The organism is Streptomyces sp. NPDC021093 (genome assembly GCF_044333135.1).
In the GTDB taxonomy this organism is placed as follows: domain Bacteria; phylum Actinomycetota; class Actinomycetes; order Streptomycetales; family Streptomycetaceae; genus Streptomyces.
In genome coordinates this window covers 473,691-489,667 of sequence record NZ_JBIRQJ010000002.1, presented here as the reverse complement: position 1 = coordinate 489,667, position 15,977 = coordinate 473,691, and the positions used below count along the sequence as shown (strand labels likewise).

Sequence of the window (15,977 nt, the reverse complement as noted above, 5' to 3'; positions counted from 1 at the left end):
AAGGACTTGAAGGGTTCTCGCAACTGAATGCATGAAGTGCACTCGCCTCATCGGGGCCGTTCGCGGACAGGGCGGGGTTGCCGTGCCCGCGACGGCGCACACCGGTGGACCGGTGCGTGCACCCCCGTGTCACGTTTCCCCCGGCCCGTATCCCGACGCAGCGGTGCCGCTCGGGCAAGGAGTTCAGCTCGCGTACCGCTCCCGGAGTTCGATCTTCCGCACCTTGCCGCTGACCGTCATCGGGAAGCCGTCCACGACCTCGACCCGGCGGGGCACCTTGTAGTGCGCCAGCCTGCCCCGGCAGTACTCGGCGACCTCGTCGTGCGTCGGCGGGTCGGCCGGGTCGCGCGGCACGACACAGGCCAGGATCTCCTCGCCGTAGCGTGCGTCGGGGATGCCGACCACCTGTACGTCGGCGATCTTCGGGTGTCCGTACAGGAACTCCTCGATCTCGCGCGGGTAGACGTTCTCACCACCCCGGATGATCATGTCCTTGATCCGGCCGACGATCTGTACGTAGCCGTCCTCGCCCATCGTCCCGAGGTCACCGGTGTGCATCCACCGGCCCCGGTCGACGACTTCGGCGGTCTTCTCCGGCTCGTTCCAGTAGCCGAGCATCACGCTGTAGCCGCGGGTGCACAGCTCGCCGGGTTCGCCGCGTGGGACGGTGACGCCGGTCGCCGGGTCGACGACCTTGACCTCCAGGTGCGGCAGGACGCGGCCGACGGTGCCGGTGCGCCGTTCCAGGTCGTCGTCGCGGCGGGTCTGGGTGGCGACGGGCGACGTCTCCGTCATGCCGTAGCAGATGGACACCTCCGCCATGTGCATCTCGGCGACGACCCGCTTCATGACCTCGACCGGGCACGGAGACCCGGCCATGATGCCGGTGCGCAGGCTGGAGAGGTCGTACGAGGCGAAGTCCGGCAGGCCCAGCTCGGCGATGAACATGGTCGGTACGCCGTACAGCGAGGTGCACCGCTCCGCCTGGACCGCGCGCAGGGTGGCGGCCGGTTCGAAGGACGGCGCGGGGATGACGACGCACGCCCCGTGCGAGGTGGCGGCCAGGTTTCCCATGACCATGCCGAAGCAGTGGTAGAAGGGCACGGGCAGACAGATCCGGTCCTGCTCCCCGTAGCCCACCGTCTCGCCCACGAAGTATCCGTTGTTGAGGATGTTGTGGTGGGAGAGCGTGGCGCCCTTCGCGAAGCCGGTCGTCCCCGAGGTGTACTGGATGTTGATCGGGTCGTCGCACGTCAACTCGGCGTCGCGTGCGGCAAGTTGGTCCTCGGGGGCGAGTTCGGCGGTCAGCTCTTCCCAGCTCGGATCGCCGATGTGGTGCACGGACCGCAGCTCCGGGCACTCCTCGCGGACCTCCGCCACCAGCGCGCGGTAGTCGCTCCCCTTGTGTGCAAGGGAGGCCACCAGCACGGCGACCCCGGCCTGTTGGAGGACGTACGCCAACTCGTGGGCCCGGTATGCGGGGTTGATGTTGACCATGATGGCGCCGATACGCGCGGTGGCGTACTGCACGAGGACCCACTCCGGGCAGTTCACCGCCCAGATCCCCACCCGCTCACCCTTGGCGACCCCCATGGCCAGCAGGCCGCGTGCCAACTCGTCGACGTCTGCGCCGAGTTGGGCGTACGTCCAGCGCCTCCCGGACGCCATGTCGACCAGCGCCTCCCGCTCCGGGTACGCGTCCACCGCACGCCGCAGATTGCCGCCGACGGTGTCCCCGAGCAGCGGAACCGTACCGGTGCCGTGCGCATAGGACAGGGACGGCTGCTCGGACAGGGACGGCTGCGAGGACGGGGACGGCCGCGAGGACATGGACGGCTGCGAGATCTCGTTCAACGGAAATTCTCCCTCAGTCAGTCGGTCGGTCAGTGCGGTGAGGCCTGGTCGGGCGACTGGCTGGATGCCTGGTCGAGCCGCTGGAGCTGCTCGTCGGTCAGCCGCAGGTCCGCCGCGGCGAGGTTCTCCTCCAGGTGCTCCACCGTGCCGGTGCCCGGAATGGGCAGCAGCACGGGAGAGCGGGCGAGCAGCCAGGCGAGCGCGACCTGGGCGGGTGTCGCCCCGAGCTCCTCGGCCACGGCGGCGATGCCGTCCGCCGCACCCGGTTCCGCCGACGAGGCCACGGTGTGCACCGGGCGCCAGGGCAGGAACGCGATGCCCGCCTCCTCGCACGCGTCGAGCACCGCCTCGTACTCGCGGTCGAGGAGGTTGTAGCGGTTCTGCACGCTGGCGACTTCCACGATCCCGCGGGCCTGTTCGAGCTCGTCGACAGTGACCTCGGAGAGGCCGATGTGCCGGATCTTTCCCGCGAGTTGGCACTCGCGCAACGCGCCCACCTGGTCGGCGAGCGGAACCTTCGGATCGACGCGGTGCAGCTGGAGCAGTTCGAGGTGCTCGACCCTGAGCCGGCCGATGGCCTCGTCCACCTGGCGGCGCAGTGACTCGGGGCGGCCGTCGAGGTCCGCCTCCCGCTCGTCGCCCGTCGGCCTGACGCCGACCTTCGTCGCGACGAGGAGTTCTTCGGGGTAGGGGTGGAGCGCCTCGGCCAGCAGTTCCTCGTTGGCGCCCCAGCCGTACAGCTGCGCGGTGTCGATCAGGGTCACACCCAGTTCGACGGCGCGGCGGACCACAGCCTTGGACGTCTCCCGGGCCTCGGCCGGCGAGGTCGAAAGGCGCATGGCGCCGAAGCCGATGCGCCCGACGGTGCGCTCACCGCCGATGCGGAAGGTGCCTGCGGTGGAGCCTGTGGTCATGAAGCGGCGTACCTCTCTGCGTGAACGTACCAACACCCTTTACGCATGCGCCCGTTCAGCTGATCTGCCGGTCGAGGCCCGCCCAGTACGGCTCGCGCAGCTTGAACTTCTGGATCTTGCCGGTGGCCGTGCGCGGGATCACGTCGCGGAACTCGACCGACGTGGGGGCCTTGTAGCCCGCCATGCGCTGCTTGCAGTGCGCGATGATGTCGGCCTCCACCGCCTCCGCGCCTTCGGCGAGGACGACGAGGGCCTTGATGGTCTCCCCCCACTTCTCGTGCGGGACGCCGATGACGGCGACCTCGGCGACCGCCGGGTGACTGAAGATCGTGTCCTCGACCTCGATCGAGGAGACGTTCTCACCACCGGTGATGATGACGTCCTTCTTGCGGTCGGAGATGGTGAGGTGGCCGTCCGCCTCGTCGAGCGTGCCGCCGTCGCCCGTGTGGAACCAGCCGCCCTCCAGCGCGTCGGCCGTCTCCTCCGGCTTCTCCCAGTACGCGTCGAGCACGACGTTGGAGCGCGCCAGCACCTCACCGGAACCGGCGACCTTCATCTGCACGCCGAGAGCGGGGATTCCGGCCCGGGAGAGCTTGCGGGCGCGCTCCTCCGCCGGAAGGCCCGCGTCCGCGGGCTGGATGCGGTTGAAGGTGAGCAGCGGGGACGTCTCGGTCAGACCGTAGATCTGGGTAAACTCCCAGCCCAGCTCCTCGTCCATGCGCTGGATCATGCGGGAGGGCGGCGGGGCACCGGCGCAGACCACCCGCACCCGGTCCCGGCCGGGGACGGGGCCTTCCCAGCCGGCGGCGGCGTCGAGCACCGCGTTCCAGACGGCGGGGGCGCCGCACATCAGCGTCACCCCGTGCTCGTCGACGCGGCGCAGGATCTCGGCGCCGTCCACCTTCCGCAGTACGACCTGCTTGACGCCGAGCCCCGCCATCACGAAGGGCATTCCCCACCCGTTGCAGTGGAACATCGGGAGGGTGTGCATGTAGACGTCGCGCTCCCAGGCGCGGGTGTGCAGGCCGAAGGTGAGGCCGTTGACCCAAATGTTGCGGTGGGTGAGCTGTACGCCCTTGGGGCGCGCGGTGGTGCCCGAGGTGTAGTTGATGGTCGCGGTGGCGTCCTCGTCCGGGTTCGACCACGGGCGCGGCTCCACCCCGTACCGCATCAGCTCGGTGTCGGTCTGCTCCCCGAGCACGAACCGGTGCCTGGCCTTGACCCCGGACAGGGCGTCGTCCAGCTCCGGGTCGATCAGCAGTACGGTGGCCCCGCTCTGCCGCACCATGTAGTCGATCTCGTCCGGCTTGAGACGGAAGTTGATCGGTACGCAGATCCGGCCGCTCATCGTCACCGCGAACAGAAGCTCAAGCAGCCGGGCGGAGTTGTGGCTGACCACGGCCACCCGCTCGCCCTCCCCCACACCCAGCGCGTCGAGCCCCGCCTGCCAGGCACGGACCCGCACACCGAGTTGTCCGTACGTGGAGTCCGGCACCGGCACGGCGGGCTGGAGAGGCTCGTCGATCACGCCGGGGCGCGATCCGAAGCCCAGCTCCGCACGGTCGAGGAAGTCGGAGATGGTCATGGGCGTCCGCATCGTGCACTCTCCCTGATACCGGCTGTGGTTTTAACATCCTGTTCCAGTCACCTGGATCTCACTACCCCCGGACGGGGGTGAAAGGAAGATCACGTGTCCGACCCCGTTCCGCCCGCTCCACCCTCTCCGCAAGCGGCGGAAATGCGGTCCGCGCTGCTGCGGCTGCGCCGCACCACCGGACTGCAGGTCGCCTTCGGCGGGCTGCTCACCGGGGAGCGCGACGTCCGCATCGGCGAACTGAGCGGCGCGGCCACACAGGCGCTGCAAGGACTGCGGATCTCGGCGGGGATCGGGCTCGGCGGAAAGGCCGTCGCCCTGTCCCGGCCGTGTGCGGTCACCGAGTACCTGTCCTCGCGTCACATCAGCCACGAGTACGACGCGGCCGTCACCGCCGAGGGCCTGCGCTCCGTGCTCGCGGTACCGGTGATCGTACGGCGCCGGGTGCGCGGCGTACTGTACGGCGCCCTGCGCACGCCGCAGCCGCTCGGCGACCGCGTGGCCACGGCGGTCCTGGACTCGGCCCGCGAGGTGGAGCAGGCGCTTGTCGTACGGGACGAGGTCCGGCGGCTGCTGGAGGTGTCCCGGGAACCGGGCGTCGGCCCCGGTGCGTGGGAGGAGGTCCGGGAGGCCCACGCCGACCTGCGCGCCCTGGCCCCGCGCGTCATGGACCCGCAGCTGCGGGACGAACTCCTCGCGGTGTGCGGCAAGTTGGCCTCCTCATGGCAGTCCGGCGGACCACCCGAGCGGGAGCACCGGGTGGCCCTGACCCCGCGCGAGACGGACGTCCTGGCATGCGTCGCCTCGGGCGCGACGAACGCGACGGCGGGCGAGCGGCTGGGGCTGCGGCCGGAAACGGTGAAGGGATACCTGCGCACGGCCATGCGGAAGCTGGGCGCGCACACCCGGCTGGAGGCGGTGGTGGCGGCACGGCGGGCGGGACTGCTCCCCTGACCGCACTCGCCTACGCTGACCGCACCCGCCTCCCCTGACCGCACTCGCCTCCGCGAGCCGGACGAGGAGGCGCTCTTCCCCTCCCTGCTTCCATGAGAAGGAGGAAGGAAGGGGTGGGGACCATGGTGTCCACGGACCGGATGCTGGCTTTCGCGGCGATGTCGCTGCTGGTGATCGTGATCCCGGGGCCGAGCGTGCTGTTCGTGATCGGCCGGGCCCTGGCGCACGGCAGGCGGACGGCGCTGGCGACGGTACTGGGGAATCTCCTCGGGTCGTACCTGGTGGTCGTCGCGGTCGCGCTGGGGATCGGGGCGCTGGTGGAGGGTTCGGCGGCGGTGTTCCTGGCGGTGAAGCTGGCCGGGGCGGCGTACTTGGTGTTCCTGGGGGTGCAGGCGTTCCGGCACCGGCGGGAGATGCGGCTGGCGGACCTGGCGGCGCGGACGCCGGGGGCGGGTGGGGACGGTCGGACCCGGGATGGTCGGGCGCGGGGTGATCGGGCGCGGGGTGATCTACGGACGGTGTTGGACGGAGTCCTCGTTGGCGTGACCAACCCAAAAGGCCTCGTCTTCTTCGCGGCGGTGCTCCCTCAGTTCGTGGATCATTCGGCGGGCCATCTGCCGTTGCAGATGCTGGTGTTGGGGTGCGTGCCGGTGACGATCGGGCTGGTCACGGACACGATGTGGGGCCTGGGAGCGTCGGCGGCACGGGCCTGGTTCGCACGGTCGGAGCGACGGCTCTCGATGATCGGCGGGGCGGGCGGGTTCGCGATGATCGGTCTCGGGGTGACGGTGGCCGCGACAGGGCGGGCGGAGTAGGGGCGGAGCCCGGGGCACACGGCACACGGCACACGGCACACGGCACACGGCACACGGCAGCTTGCGTCCGCCGCCCCGCCCGCGCGCATCAGCAGCACGTCAAGTTCCGTCCCCGCACGATCAACACCGCGTCAGGGCCCGCTCTCCCCCGCCCGCGCCGGGCATAGCTTCGTACGGAAGCACCACGTGGGCGGGCACACCCCGCCCGCGCCCCGTACGAACTCCTCCTCAAGGAGAGCACCTCATGGACGATCTCCATTCCCCCTCCGATTCGGAGCCTGCCGAACCCGGTCCGGCTGCCCGTGGCGCCCTCTACGTGCCGGTGCGGCTCGGGTCCGCCGGTGGACGGTACCTCCGCTTCCTGCGGACCCCGCTCGGGCACCGCACCGCCGTCGGTTTCAGCAGTGCCGAGCGCCTCGGCGACGTACTGGGTGCGCAGCAGCCCTGGGTGCGGCTCGGGGAGCCCGCGTTGCGGGCGCTGGCCGCGCCGCTCGGGGTGACGATTCTGACCGTCGACCCTCAACTCACCGCGCCCGCAACGCGGTCCGGTCCTCAGCCTGCGGCGCACCCGATGCCCGCCCCCTGGTTCTCCGTCACCGGAATCCACAGCTATGTCGACTGAGGCGAGGGTCGAGCGGGCGGGTGCGGACCTGCTCGGTGCGCCGTCCGTCTGGCCCGCTTCCGCCACCGCCGCACCCGGCGGCGACCTCACCGTGGGCGGCGTGTCCCTGACGGCTCTCGCCGAACGGTTCGGCACGCCCGTGTACGTACTCGACGAGCAGGAGGTGCGGGACCGCGTGCGGGCCTGGCGGCGCGCCCTGCCGGATGCCGAAGTGGCTTACGCAGCAAAGGCGTTCCTGTGCCGGGCCGTCGTGGACTGGATGCGCGAGGAGGGGCTCGGGCTCGACGTGTGCTCGGCCGGCGAGCTGGAGCTGGCCGCCGCGCGGGGCTTCGACGCCGAGCGGATCGTGCTGCACGGCAACGCGAAGTCGCCGGACGATCTGCGGGCCGCCCTGCGGCTCGGGGTGGGGCGGATCGTCATCGACTCGGACTGCGAGATCGCCCGACTGGCCGCCCAGGTCACAGGCCCGGAGCCGCAGCAGGTGATGGTGCGCGTACTGCCCGGGATCGAGGCGGGGGCGCACAAGAAGATCCGGACCGGGGCGGAGGGCCAGAAGTTCGGGCTGTCGATCGCGGCGGGGGACGCCGAGGACGCGGTGGCCCGGATACTCGGCCAGCCGCGCCTCCAACTCGTGGGTCTCCACAGCCATTTGGGCTCACAGATCACCACCCCCGAGCCGTACGGCGCGGCCGTGCACCGGCTGATCGCCTTCCTTGCGCGGCTGCGCGAGCGGTACGGCGTGACCCTCCCCGAGCTGGACATCGGCGGTGGCTTCGCCGTCGCGTACCGACAGGGCGACCCGGCACCTGCCCCCGCCGCGTACGGCCAGGTGATCCGCCGTCAACTCACCGCGTCCTGCGCCGAGTTCGACTACCCGGCGCCCCGACTGACCGTGGAACCGGGGCGGTCCGTGCTCGCCCCGGCGGGCGTCGCCCTCTACCGGGTGCTGGCCGTGAAGCGGTCCGGCGGGCAGGTCTTCGTCGCCGTCGACGGCGGCATGAGCGACAACCCCCGCCCGGCGCTGTACGGCGCGCGCTACACGGTCCGGCTCGTCGGCCGGCCGGCGTCCGCACCGATGCGTACGACGACGGTGGTCGGCCGGCACTGCGAGGCGGGCGACGTCCTGGCCGAGGACGTCGAGCTGCCGGAGGACGTACGGCCCGGGGACGTGCTCGCGGTGCCCGCGTCCGGGGCGTACCACCTGTCGATGGCGTCGGGCTACAACCTGGTGGGCCGACCGCCGGTGGCAGCGGTGCGCGAGGGACAGGCGCGGCTGCTGGTACGGCGCGAGACCTTCGAGGACCACGGACGGAGGGACGTGGGGCTCTAGCACTGGAGTGCTGGTGGCCCTGAAGCCCTACTGGCCCTACTGGCCCTACTGGCCCTTCGTTCCGTAGAACTCGCCGAACCGTACGTCCTGCGCAGCGGCCGAGGTCAGGGTGGCGAGCGTCCTCGCCCCCTCCTCGGTCACTTCGGCGCGCTGGGCGCGGGTGAGGGGGGCGAAGGGCTCGACGGTCAGGGTCGCCGCATCGGCCTTCGTCGACTCCTCCAGCCGCCAGATTCCGGCGAGGAGGCCGTCGACGAGGAACGTGCAGTAGACGAAGTTGCCGCACCAGGTGCGCTTCTTGTACTCGGGCGGTACGACGCGGGTCCGGTCGGCGTGCGAGAGCAGCAGGTTGTCGAACTCGGGGAGGAAGCGGGGCGGGGCCGGGGTGTCCGGGTCGGGGCGGGGTGCGTCGGGGAGGTCGAAGAGCTCGGTGCCGTGCTCGTCGCGGAAGGTGAGCAGTCGGGGGCGGAGCCGTTCGAAGGCGGTACGCAGGCGGGTCAGGCCGCACCAGGTCTGCATGTCCTTGACGGAGGCGGGGCCGAAAGCACCCAGATAGCGGAGCACGGTCGCGTCGAGCACCTGCTCGGCCTCCTCCGGCGAAGGGACGGGCTCTGACCGGCCGAACCAGGCGCCTGAGCTGGTCAGCGCGACCTGGCCGCTCTCGCCCCACAGCCCGCGCGGGGTCGCCTGGAGGAGCGGCAGCGTGCAGCGGGCGACGGTCGCCAGGGCCTGCGGGTCGGCGTCCGGCCACTCCTCCAGCAGCAGCTCGCGCAGTTCCTTGAGCGGGCGGGGGCGCTCGTCGACGAACGTACGTGCCAGCTCGGCGACCCTGTCCGCCGCCACCCCCGGCAGCCGCTTGAGGAAGACGCGCAGCTCGCGGTCGATCACCGGCTGGACCAGTGGGCGCAGGGCGAGGCAGTCGTCGGCGGTGAGGGTGTGCAGGGTGGAGCGCATGGTGACGATGCGGGCGACCTCGCGGGAGGCCATCAGGCCGGACAGTTCGCACGGGTCGAAGTCTTCGAGGCGGGCGGCGAGGGAGTAGTACGGCGGCCTGGTGTTCTGCGCCTGGAGGCCGACGAGGTGGTGCACGGCGTCCTTGGCGGGCAGCGCGGCACGGGCCAGCAGGAGCTGACGGGCGAGGGTGGCCCGGTTGAGGGCGCGGGGGCCCAGCAGGGGGGCACCCCCGGAGGCGGATGCGCTGGCGCTGCGGGGGCCGTCGGTCGTCGTCATGCTGCGCACGTTAACGCTCCTTGCGGACAGGTTCGGTCCGCAAGGAGCGTCCGCAACAGCCGGAGTCCGAGTTCCCCCATTCACCGCGCCGGTGCGTTATGGCCCGTATATCCTGCTTCGTGATCAGCTGGTCGTGGACACCCGTGCGGACCGACGAGGGAGGCGAGCCACTCCATGGCAGCGAAGAAGCGCACCTGGCGCAGGCAGCCCGCCCTCACCTCCGCTCCTTCCCCGCCCGCTCCGAAGCCGGCCGCGCGCCGGCAGCCCGATCCGCACGACCACGCGAGTGTGGTCAACGCCGCGCTGTACCGCGACGGCATCCGCGTCGCCACGCCGGACTCCCTCGCCGAGACGTTCCGCCAGCTGCGCGAGCATCCGGACGGCATGGCCTGGATCGGCCTGCACCGGCCGACCGAGTCCGAACTCCACTCCCTGGCCGAGGAGTTCGACCTGCATCCGCTCGCCGTCGAGGACGCACTCGAAGCGCATCAGCGGCCGAAGCTGGAGCGCTACGGCGAGACCCTCTTCGTCGTCCTGCGCGCGGCGCGCTACCTGGACGCCCCGGAGGAGGTCGACTTCGGCGAACTGCACGTCTTCCTCGGCCATGACTTCGTCATCACCGTCCGGCACGGCGCGGCCCCCGACCTGTCCGCCGTACGACGCCGAATGGAGGAGACCCCGGAGCTCCTCGCGCTGGGCCCGGAGGCGGTGCTGTACGCGATCCTGGACGCGGTGGTCGACGGGTACGCCCCCGTCGTCTCGGGCGTCCAGACCGACATCGACGAGATCGAGACCGAGGTCTTCCGAGGCGACCCCGAGGTCTCCCGCCGCATCTACGAACTCTCCCGCGAGGTGGTGGAGTTCCAGCGCGCCACCCGCCCACTGATCGGCATGCTGAACGGCCTGATGGCGGGCTTCACCAAATACCGTACGGACGAGGAACTCCAGCGCTATCTGCGCGACGTCGCCGACCACGTCACCCACACCAGCGAGCGCGTGGACAGCTTCCGGCAGGCCCTGACCGACATCCTCACCGTCAACGCGACCCTCGTCACCCAGCAACAGAACGCGGAGATGCGGGCGTTGGCGGTAGCGGGCTTCGAGCAGAACGAAGAGATCAAGAAGATCTCGGCGTGGGCCGCCATTCTCTTTGCTCCCACACTGGTGGGAACGATCTACGGGATGAACTTCGACACCATGCCCGAGCTGCACTGGACACTCGGCTACCCCTTTGCCATCGGCTTGATGGGGATTGTTTGTATTAGTTTGTACGTTATTTTCAAGCGGCGGGACTGGCTCTGAGTCCCTTCGAAGGGGACTAGTTCCTCTTCGCCCTTCGCTCTCGCATCGCCCGGGAGTTGAGTGAAGAGCGCCCGTGAGGAGCCGCTGGGGAGAATCTGGGGAGAACCCGGGCCTCATCAGCCCCTGACGCCGCCAACCGACTTCCTTTACACGTCAGAGCGACGCGGCGACCAATCACAGCGAGCAACAAGGGCGACGCCTCACAGCGCCCGCCCCTGCCGCGAGGAGCCACGACGCTCCAAGAAGTCTTGGGTCGTCGGGCACATGTGGACGTGCATGAGGCACGTGAAGCGTCGAGCGATCAGACTTCCCGGCTCGGACGCGCGCGGGCTCATCAGAGCGTCAAACGAGCTTCATGACCCACAGTCTTCGCCTCTCCTACGGACCGACCAGCTCTCCCCAGCCCCCTTGGGTGCGGGGTCGCACGTCACCGCCCCCGGCACTTCACGGCCCGCCGCAATGGAGGCATGTCCTCAAGCCCCAAGCACGCGACACCCCAGCCGAGCGACCTCGCGGCCTCGGTCACCGAGGACCTCGCGCTGTACCGGGAGAAGTTCCAGCGCCGTCTGCCGGGGGCGCTGGACAACCTGCACGACCCTGCCCAAGGGGTTGTCGAACTACCTCTGCACATTGCTTGGTCCGGGATGACCTCGTACGAACTGAGCAAGCCTCGCCAACGTAGGGGTCTGTACCGCACCGTCCTCCATGAGGGCCTGCGCAAGGACCTGCCCCACTACCTCAACCAGGACCTGCTCCTCCACCTGGGGCCGGTGCTTCGCACCCTTGCCGGCCACACCGTGCGCACCGTAGGAAAGGACGCCTTCCCTCAGCTCGCCCCCTCGCCCGAGCAGCCGCGTGACGGACATGCCCGAGCTGCACACGCGGCTCCTGGCGGACGTAATCGCACCCGCTTCCCGGTACCCCCTGGTAATCACCGGCGAGTACGCAGTACGGGCGCACCACCTCTTGAACCGCCCCCGCCAGGACCTCGATGTCGCCACCGAGAACCCGGCGCCCATGACCGAGATCGCGGCCACGCTCCGCGCGGGCCCGGAAGCCCTGGGCTGGATCGTGCAGACCCTGGAGACTGCCCCACTGTCCGCCCGCTTCACCATCACCGACCCGGCCACCGGACTTGACGGTGAGGTCGACATCCTCAAGGAGATTTTCTGGCGGCCGGTCACCCAGAGCCCGTACGGACCCGTCCTCGCGAAGGAGGACGGGATCGGGACGAAGGTCCGTGCCCTGGCCGACCGCGGGGCGCCCCGCGACCCGATCGACGTGTTCGCAGCCTCCCACCGCTGGAGCAATGCCGAGCTCAAGGAGTTCGGCCCCCGGAACGCCCGCGGCCGCGTCGAGCGCGAGGACCTGCAGGCCAACCTCACAGGCGCTGAGTGGACCGACATTGAAGCTTTCACCGCCTATGGCCTCGACGACGCCACCGTCGCCAGGCTCCGCAGCTGGGCAGTGGAGTGGGCCGATGACCTCGCGCTCCGTCTCCTTGAGGAGTCCCACGACCCTGACATCGTCTGACCCCGTCCGGGCGAGACAAATGTGGACCTGCAGAGCGCCGTCCACGTCGCTGGCCATTCCACACGCCTCGCCCAGCCAACTCCGCCGGCTTCCGTGCGCAGGCCGTCGCGCCGGGTGTTGACTGAACGGCTACATGGAACCGCGTAGGCCGGGAGGATCAGTTGGAACCGAGAAGTGCCGCGGAGTCAGGGAAGGACTTCCCCTACACCGCTCGTACGACGTGCTACATCGAGGTACACGAGGACGGAACGGTGACCCACGGGGACGACCGCGCCGCGTACGAGCGGGCCGTGGTCGGCAAGTCCCGCCTGTACGCCGTCTGGCCCGGCGAGTGGTCGAGCCACTTGTTCGTGATCGATGACCTGGACGAGTACGCGAAAGCCCACGGCATCAAGCACGACGAGGAGCGCACCGGCCTCAAGGAGCACGTACACGAAGTGCAATGGGAGCCGAACCCCTACGCGAAGGACAGCCCTCGAAGCCCCTACACCAGCGTCAGCGTCACGCTGGACTGCGGCTGCGAGATCCACGATCTGCGTACCTTCGCCGCCCAGATGAAGGAACAGCAGGGGTGGGACGTAGCCACGAGCGGCGGCTGGGGCAGCAGCGGTCGCCCTGGAGGAATCCGGACGTACTCCCTGCGTGTTCGTCGCAAGAGCCTCACGGGCTAACCCCGGGCGACCGCCGTAGAGTCCACACAACAGAATGGGTGGTACAGCATTTGTTGTGCCACCCATCTGCTGCTTTACGCCCGAACTAGGTCATCCGGGGATGGACTTGGGCGGACCCCCGGCACGTCGGGGCGCCGCACCGACTTGGCACGCATGGGGTTGCGTACGAGATGCCTGTCGCCGATGCCCATCTCGAAGGTGTTCGAGGAGCTCGCTCCTTTGCAGCCCAATAGCGACTCTTTCCGGCCATGTCACATGAACATCGCCACACTTTCCGAGCCAACTGACGCTGCCCCGGGGGTAAGAAATACTGCGGAGGTTCGGCCGAAGGATCATGCACTGACCTGGGGGCACAGTGGCAAGCAGGAGTGGGGCGGGCGGGAACGATCCCTATACCAGGGAACTCGCGCGGCGGGCCAAGGAGCAGGAGAAGGCGCGTAAGGCTGCTGAGGCCGAGGCCAAACGCAAGGCGCGCGAGGAGAAGGCCGCCTATGAAGCGGCCCGGGCACAGGAGGCGATCGACCGCACCTACGTGGTCGAGAACGACGTCGAGCAGTTGTCTTCGCTTCTCCGGACGGCCGTACTGGACGGAAGCGCACTGACATTCGACCGACTCAAGCAGCAGTTCACCCCCACGCCGTTCATCCCGCCCAGGAAGCGAACCAAGGCAGTCCCGCTGCCGCGTTGGGAGGAATATGAGCCCGAGCCACCACGCGGTCTCCTCGGCGCACTCGGTTTTGGGCGCAAGGGGTACGACGCCGAAGTCGAGGCCGCCCGTGAGCGGTTCGACCGAGCATTGCGCGACCACGCGCGGGACGAGAGGAAGCGGGCCGAGAAGCTGGCCGGGGCCCGTGCCCGTCACGGGGAGCAGAACCAGCAAGAGGCCATCCGGATCGACGAGTGGAACGGTCAACTGGAGGAACGACGCAGCGCCTACCGCGAGCGGGACGTAGAAGCCGTCGAGTGGTTTGTCGACCAGGCCCTGGCCGCCACCAAGTATCCGCACGGCTTCCCCAAGGCGCACCGGGTGTCGTACCAGGCGGACACCGGTGACCTGCTCGTCCAGATCGACCTGCCGTTGGAAGACGTCGTGCCTGCGGCTCGGGCGTACCGCTACGTGAAGACCCGCGACGAGATGAACCCCGTCCCACGCCCGGACAAAGACCGCAAGGAGCTGTACGCCTCCGTCCTCGCCCAGACCGCTTTGCGTACCGTCCACGAGCTGTTCACCGCCGACACCGAAGGCGCCGTTCAGTCCATCGCCCTCAACGGGCACGTCGCCACCATCGATCGGGCCACCGGGCGCGCGGTGCACCCGTGTCTGATCACACTCCAAGCGAGCAGGGAGGAGTTCGGCGAGCTGGTCCTGACTCAGGTGGATCCACGAGCCTGCCTGAAGCGACTGCGCTCGCTGGTCTCACCGAACCCTTACGAGCTGGAGCCGGTGCGTCCCCTCGTCACATTCGATCTGAGCAAGTTCCGGCTCATGGACAGCCTGGACGTCGTAGCCGGCCTCGACAGCCGCCCGGTCCTGATGGACCTGACGCCCACCGAGTTCGAGCACCTCATCCGGCAACTCTTCGAGGCCATCGGCTTGGACAGCGTCAACACCCAGCCGTCCAAGGACGAGGGTGTCGATGCCGTCGCGATGAACACCGACCCTGTGATGAAGGGCCTGTGCATCATCCAGGCCAAGCGCACCAAGAACGTGGTGTCCTTCGAAACCGTCTCCGCCCTCGCCGGCGTCGTGGAGCACAAGCGGGCCGCCAAGGGCATCCTCGTGACGACGTCCTGGTTCGGACGGGCCAGCGAGGCGTTCGCCAACCAGCACGGCCGCCTCGAACTGCTCGACGGCGCGAACCTCGTCCACCTCTTCAAGGAGCACATGGACCTCGACGTCATCCCAGGACCGGTGCCGCCAAAGCGCCGACCACGGTGAACGCCTCGCTTTGGGCGTCCGCCTGCGCACTCGTGACAAGGCAGCTTCCGACTGAACGACGCTCTGAATCCATCACAGTCACGACTGTTCGATGACGACGGCTCACTGAAGCTCTCCTAAAGCCCACTTCAGGGTGTGGCCGCGCACCGAACCGGGACCCGAGCCCGGAAATGCACAGCGATGCGAAGACGCCAACTCCCTGGGGAATCAACTAGTTGATTCGACGTGGATGACGTGGTGGTGGACCAACTCGCAGTAGACCCAGGCGAGGACGTCGGGGACTCCGGCCGAGATGACGAAGGGCAGGCACTCCCTCAGTGCGGGGCTCTTCTCGCGATGTCGTCACCAAGGGCTGGAACAGGATGACCTTCGACATCCACGCACCCAACGGCTCTGTGCCGCGTGCGGAGACCGACAGCGACTGACGCAGATCACGCCCTGCCTCCGGCCCGTACAGACCGGAGGCATTCCTAGGCACCGGGCGTAACGTCCGTGGCCCTCAGCCCCTTCATCAGCTCGGCGATGACCTCGCGGTCCCGCGCCTCGTTGCTGTACAGGCCCGGAGCGGCGGTCTCCTGGCGAGGCACGAAGCGTGGCGCGCCACGGAGCCTGGGGAACCTGTCGGCCAGCTTCTGGACGGCGGCGAAGTCCTCGGGATGTGCTGCAGCAGCACAGATCAAGGACCTGGTCCGCTCGGCGGGTCGGCTTCCTGGCTCGTCCCCGATACTCGCTCGCGCAGCACCGCCCGTAACTCGCGCCATGCGCGCACAACAGCGGTCAGACGCGTCAGCACGACACGGACTTCGGACAGCAGAAGCACCAAGAGACCCAAGAGCAAGGGGATCCCCAAAGCCAAGGTGTCCCATGTCACCGTGCGCTCCTTCCGGTTGGCCCACAGCGCGCGAAGCACCAGGGGGCTGCCGGTCCGCCCTCTTAGTCCGCATACTCCCGCCGCAAGAGATCAAAGTCTGCAGCAGAGAAGCCGCACTTTGTGATCTTCACGCCGGAGATCACTCGCGGGGGCACGATTCCAATCCCACGCGTGGCCCGGCCTCATCGGCAGGGCGGGCCCCCGCCCGAAACGGTGACCGATCCGCACCAGCAGCTCTCCCAATTCCTCCGACCAGACGCCAGGCCGCACATCGTCCTGCGCGACAGCCACAACGGGCCGCCGCAACTTACTGTCGCGCCCTGACCAGCAGGAATAGCGATCTGCAACTGG

13 protein-coding genes are annotated in these 15,977 nt (G+C 69.3%); 8 read left to right on the top strand and 5 right to left on the bottom strand.

Annotated features, from left to right (window positions below):
- Positions 1 to 183: 183 nt before the first annotated feature.
- Genes ACH4SP_RS07100 through ACH4SP_RS07090 form a run of 3 tightly spaced genes read right to left on the bottom strand, consistent with a single transcriptional unit; the run spans position 184 to position 4,365 of the window.
- Entirely contained in the window at positions 184 to 1,830 is a 1,647-nt protein-coding gene (locus ACH4SP_RS07100; RefSeq protein ID WP_398411809.1) for an AMP-binding protein, read from the bottom strand.
- A gap of 53 nt (positions 1,831 to 1,883) precedes the next feature.
- Entirely contained in the window at positions 1,884 to 2,768 is an 885-nt protein-coding gene (locus ACH4SP_RS07095) for an aldo/keto reductase (RefSeq protein WP_398410677.1), read from the bottom strand.
- Between the two features lie 55 nt (positions 2,769 to 2,823).
- A complete protein-coding gene (locus tag ACH4SP_RS07090; RefSeq protein ID WP_398410674.1) occupies positions 2,824 to 4,365 on the bottom strand; it encodes an AMP-binding protein in 1,542 nt (513 codons plus the stop codon).
- Positions 4,366 to 4,506: 141 nt separating this feature from the next.
- Here ACH4SP_RS07090 and ACH4SP_RS07085 point away from each other — a divergent pair, with 141 nt between their 5' ends.
- The 4 genes from ACH4SP_RS07085 to lysA all read left to right on the top strand — a co-directional run bounded on the left by ACH4SP_RS07085 (position 4,507) and on the right by lysA (position 8,083).
- Positions 4,507 to 5,316: a response regulator transcription factor gene (locus ACH4SP_RS07085; RefSeq protein WP_398411805.1), complete on the top strand. Its 810-nt coding sequence runs from the start codon at positions 4,507 to 4,509 to the stop codon at positions 5,314 to 5,316.
- 122 nt (positions 5,317 to 5,438) lie between these two features.
- On the top strand, positions 5,439 to 6,131 hold the full coding sequence (locus tag ACH4SP_RS07080; protein WP_398410672.1) for a LysE family translocator: 693 nt from the start codon (positions 5,439 to 5,441) through the stop codon (positions 6,129 to 6,131).
- Between the two features lie 244 nt (positions 6,132 to 6,375).
- The gene (locus ACH4SP_RS07075) at positions 6,376 to 6,753 is read left to right on the top strand and encodes an SAV_915 family protein (RefSeq protein WP_398410669.1); all 378 of its coding nucleotides are present in this window, start codon (positions 6,376 to 6,378) and stop codon (positions 6,751 to 6,753) included.
- Entirely contained in the window at positions 6,743 to 8,083 is a 1,341-nt protein-coding gene (gene lysA, locus ACH4SP_RS07070) for a diaminopimelate decarboxylase (protein ID WP_398410667.1), read from the top strand. The genes ACH4SP_RS07075 and lysA overlap by 11 nt, the downstream gene beginning before the upstream one ends.
- Positions 8,084 to 8,128: 45 nt before the next feature.
- On the opposite strand, the gene ACH4SP_RS07065 is transcribed toward lysA, so the two are convergent.
- Positions 8,129 to 9,310, bottom strand: a complete 1,182-nt coding sequence (locus ACH4SP_RS07065; protein WP_398410664.1) for a winged helix DNA-binding domain-containing protein — start codon at positions 9,308 to 9,310, stop codon at positions 8,129 to 8,131.
- A gap of 174 nt (positions 9,311 to 9,484) precedes the next feature.
- On the opposite strand from ACH4SP_RS07065, the gene ACH4SP_RS07060 reads away from it, so the two are divergent.
- The 4 genes from ACH4SP_RS07060 to ACH4SP_RS07045 all read left to right on the top strand — a co-directional run bounded on the left by ACH4SP_RS07060 (position 9,485) and on the right by ACH4SP_RS07045 (position 14,755).
- Positions 9,485 to 10,612: a magnesium and cobalt transport protein CorA gene (locus ACH4SP_RS07060; protein WP_398410661.1), complete on the top strand. Its 1,128-nt coding sequence runs from the start codon at positions 9,485 to 9,487 to the stop codon at positions 10,610 to 10,612.
- 864 nt (positions 10,613 to 11,476) lie between these two features.
- The gene (locus tag ACH4SP_RS07055; protein ID WP_398411802.1) at positions 11,477 to 12,145 is read left to right on the top strand and encodes a hypothetical protein; all 669 of its coding nucleotides are present in this window, start codon (positions 11,477 to 11,479) and stop codon (positions 12,143 to 12,145) included.
- Between the two features lie 251 nt (positions 12,146 to 12,396).
- Positions 12,397 to 12,816, top strand: coding sequence for a hypothetical protein (locus ACH4SP_RS07050; RefSeq protein ID WP_398410658.1), 420 nt, complete (start codon positions 12,397 to 12,399; stop codon positions 12,814 to 12,816).
- Positions 12,817 to 13,171: 355 nt separating this feature from the next.
- On the top strand, positions 13,172 to 14,755 hold the full coding sequence (locus ACH4SP_RS07045; RefSeq protein WP_398410656.1) for a restriction endonuclease: 1,584 nt from the start codon (positions 13,172 to 13,174) through the stop codon (positions 14,753 to 14,755).
- 470 nt (positions 14,756 to 15,225) lie between these two features.
- On the opposite strand, the gene ACH4SP_RS07040 is transcribed toward ACH4SP_RS07045, so the two are convergent.
- A complete protein-coding gene (locus ACH4SP_RS07040; RefSeq protein WP_398410653.1) occupies positions 15,226 to 15,435 on the bottom strand; it encodes a hypothetical protein in 210 nt (69 codons plus the stop codon).
- Positions 15,436 to 15,977: the final 542 nt, after the last annotated feature.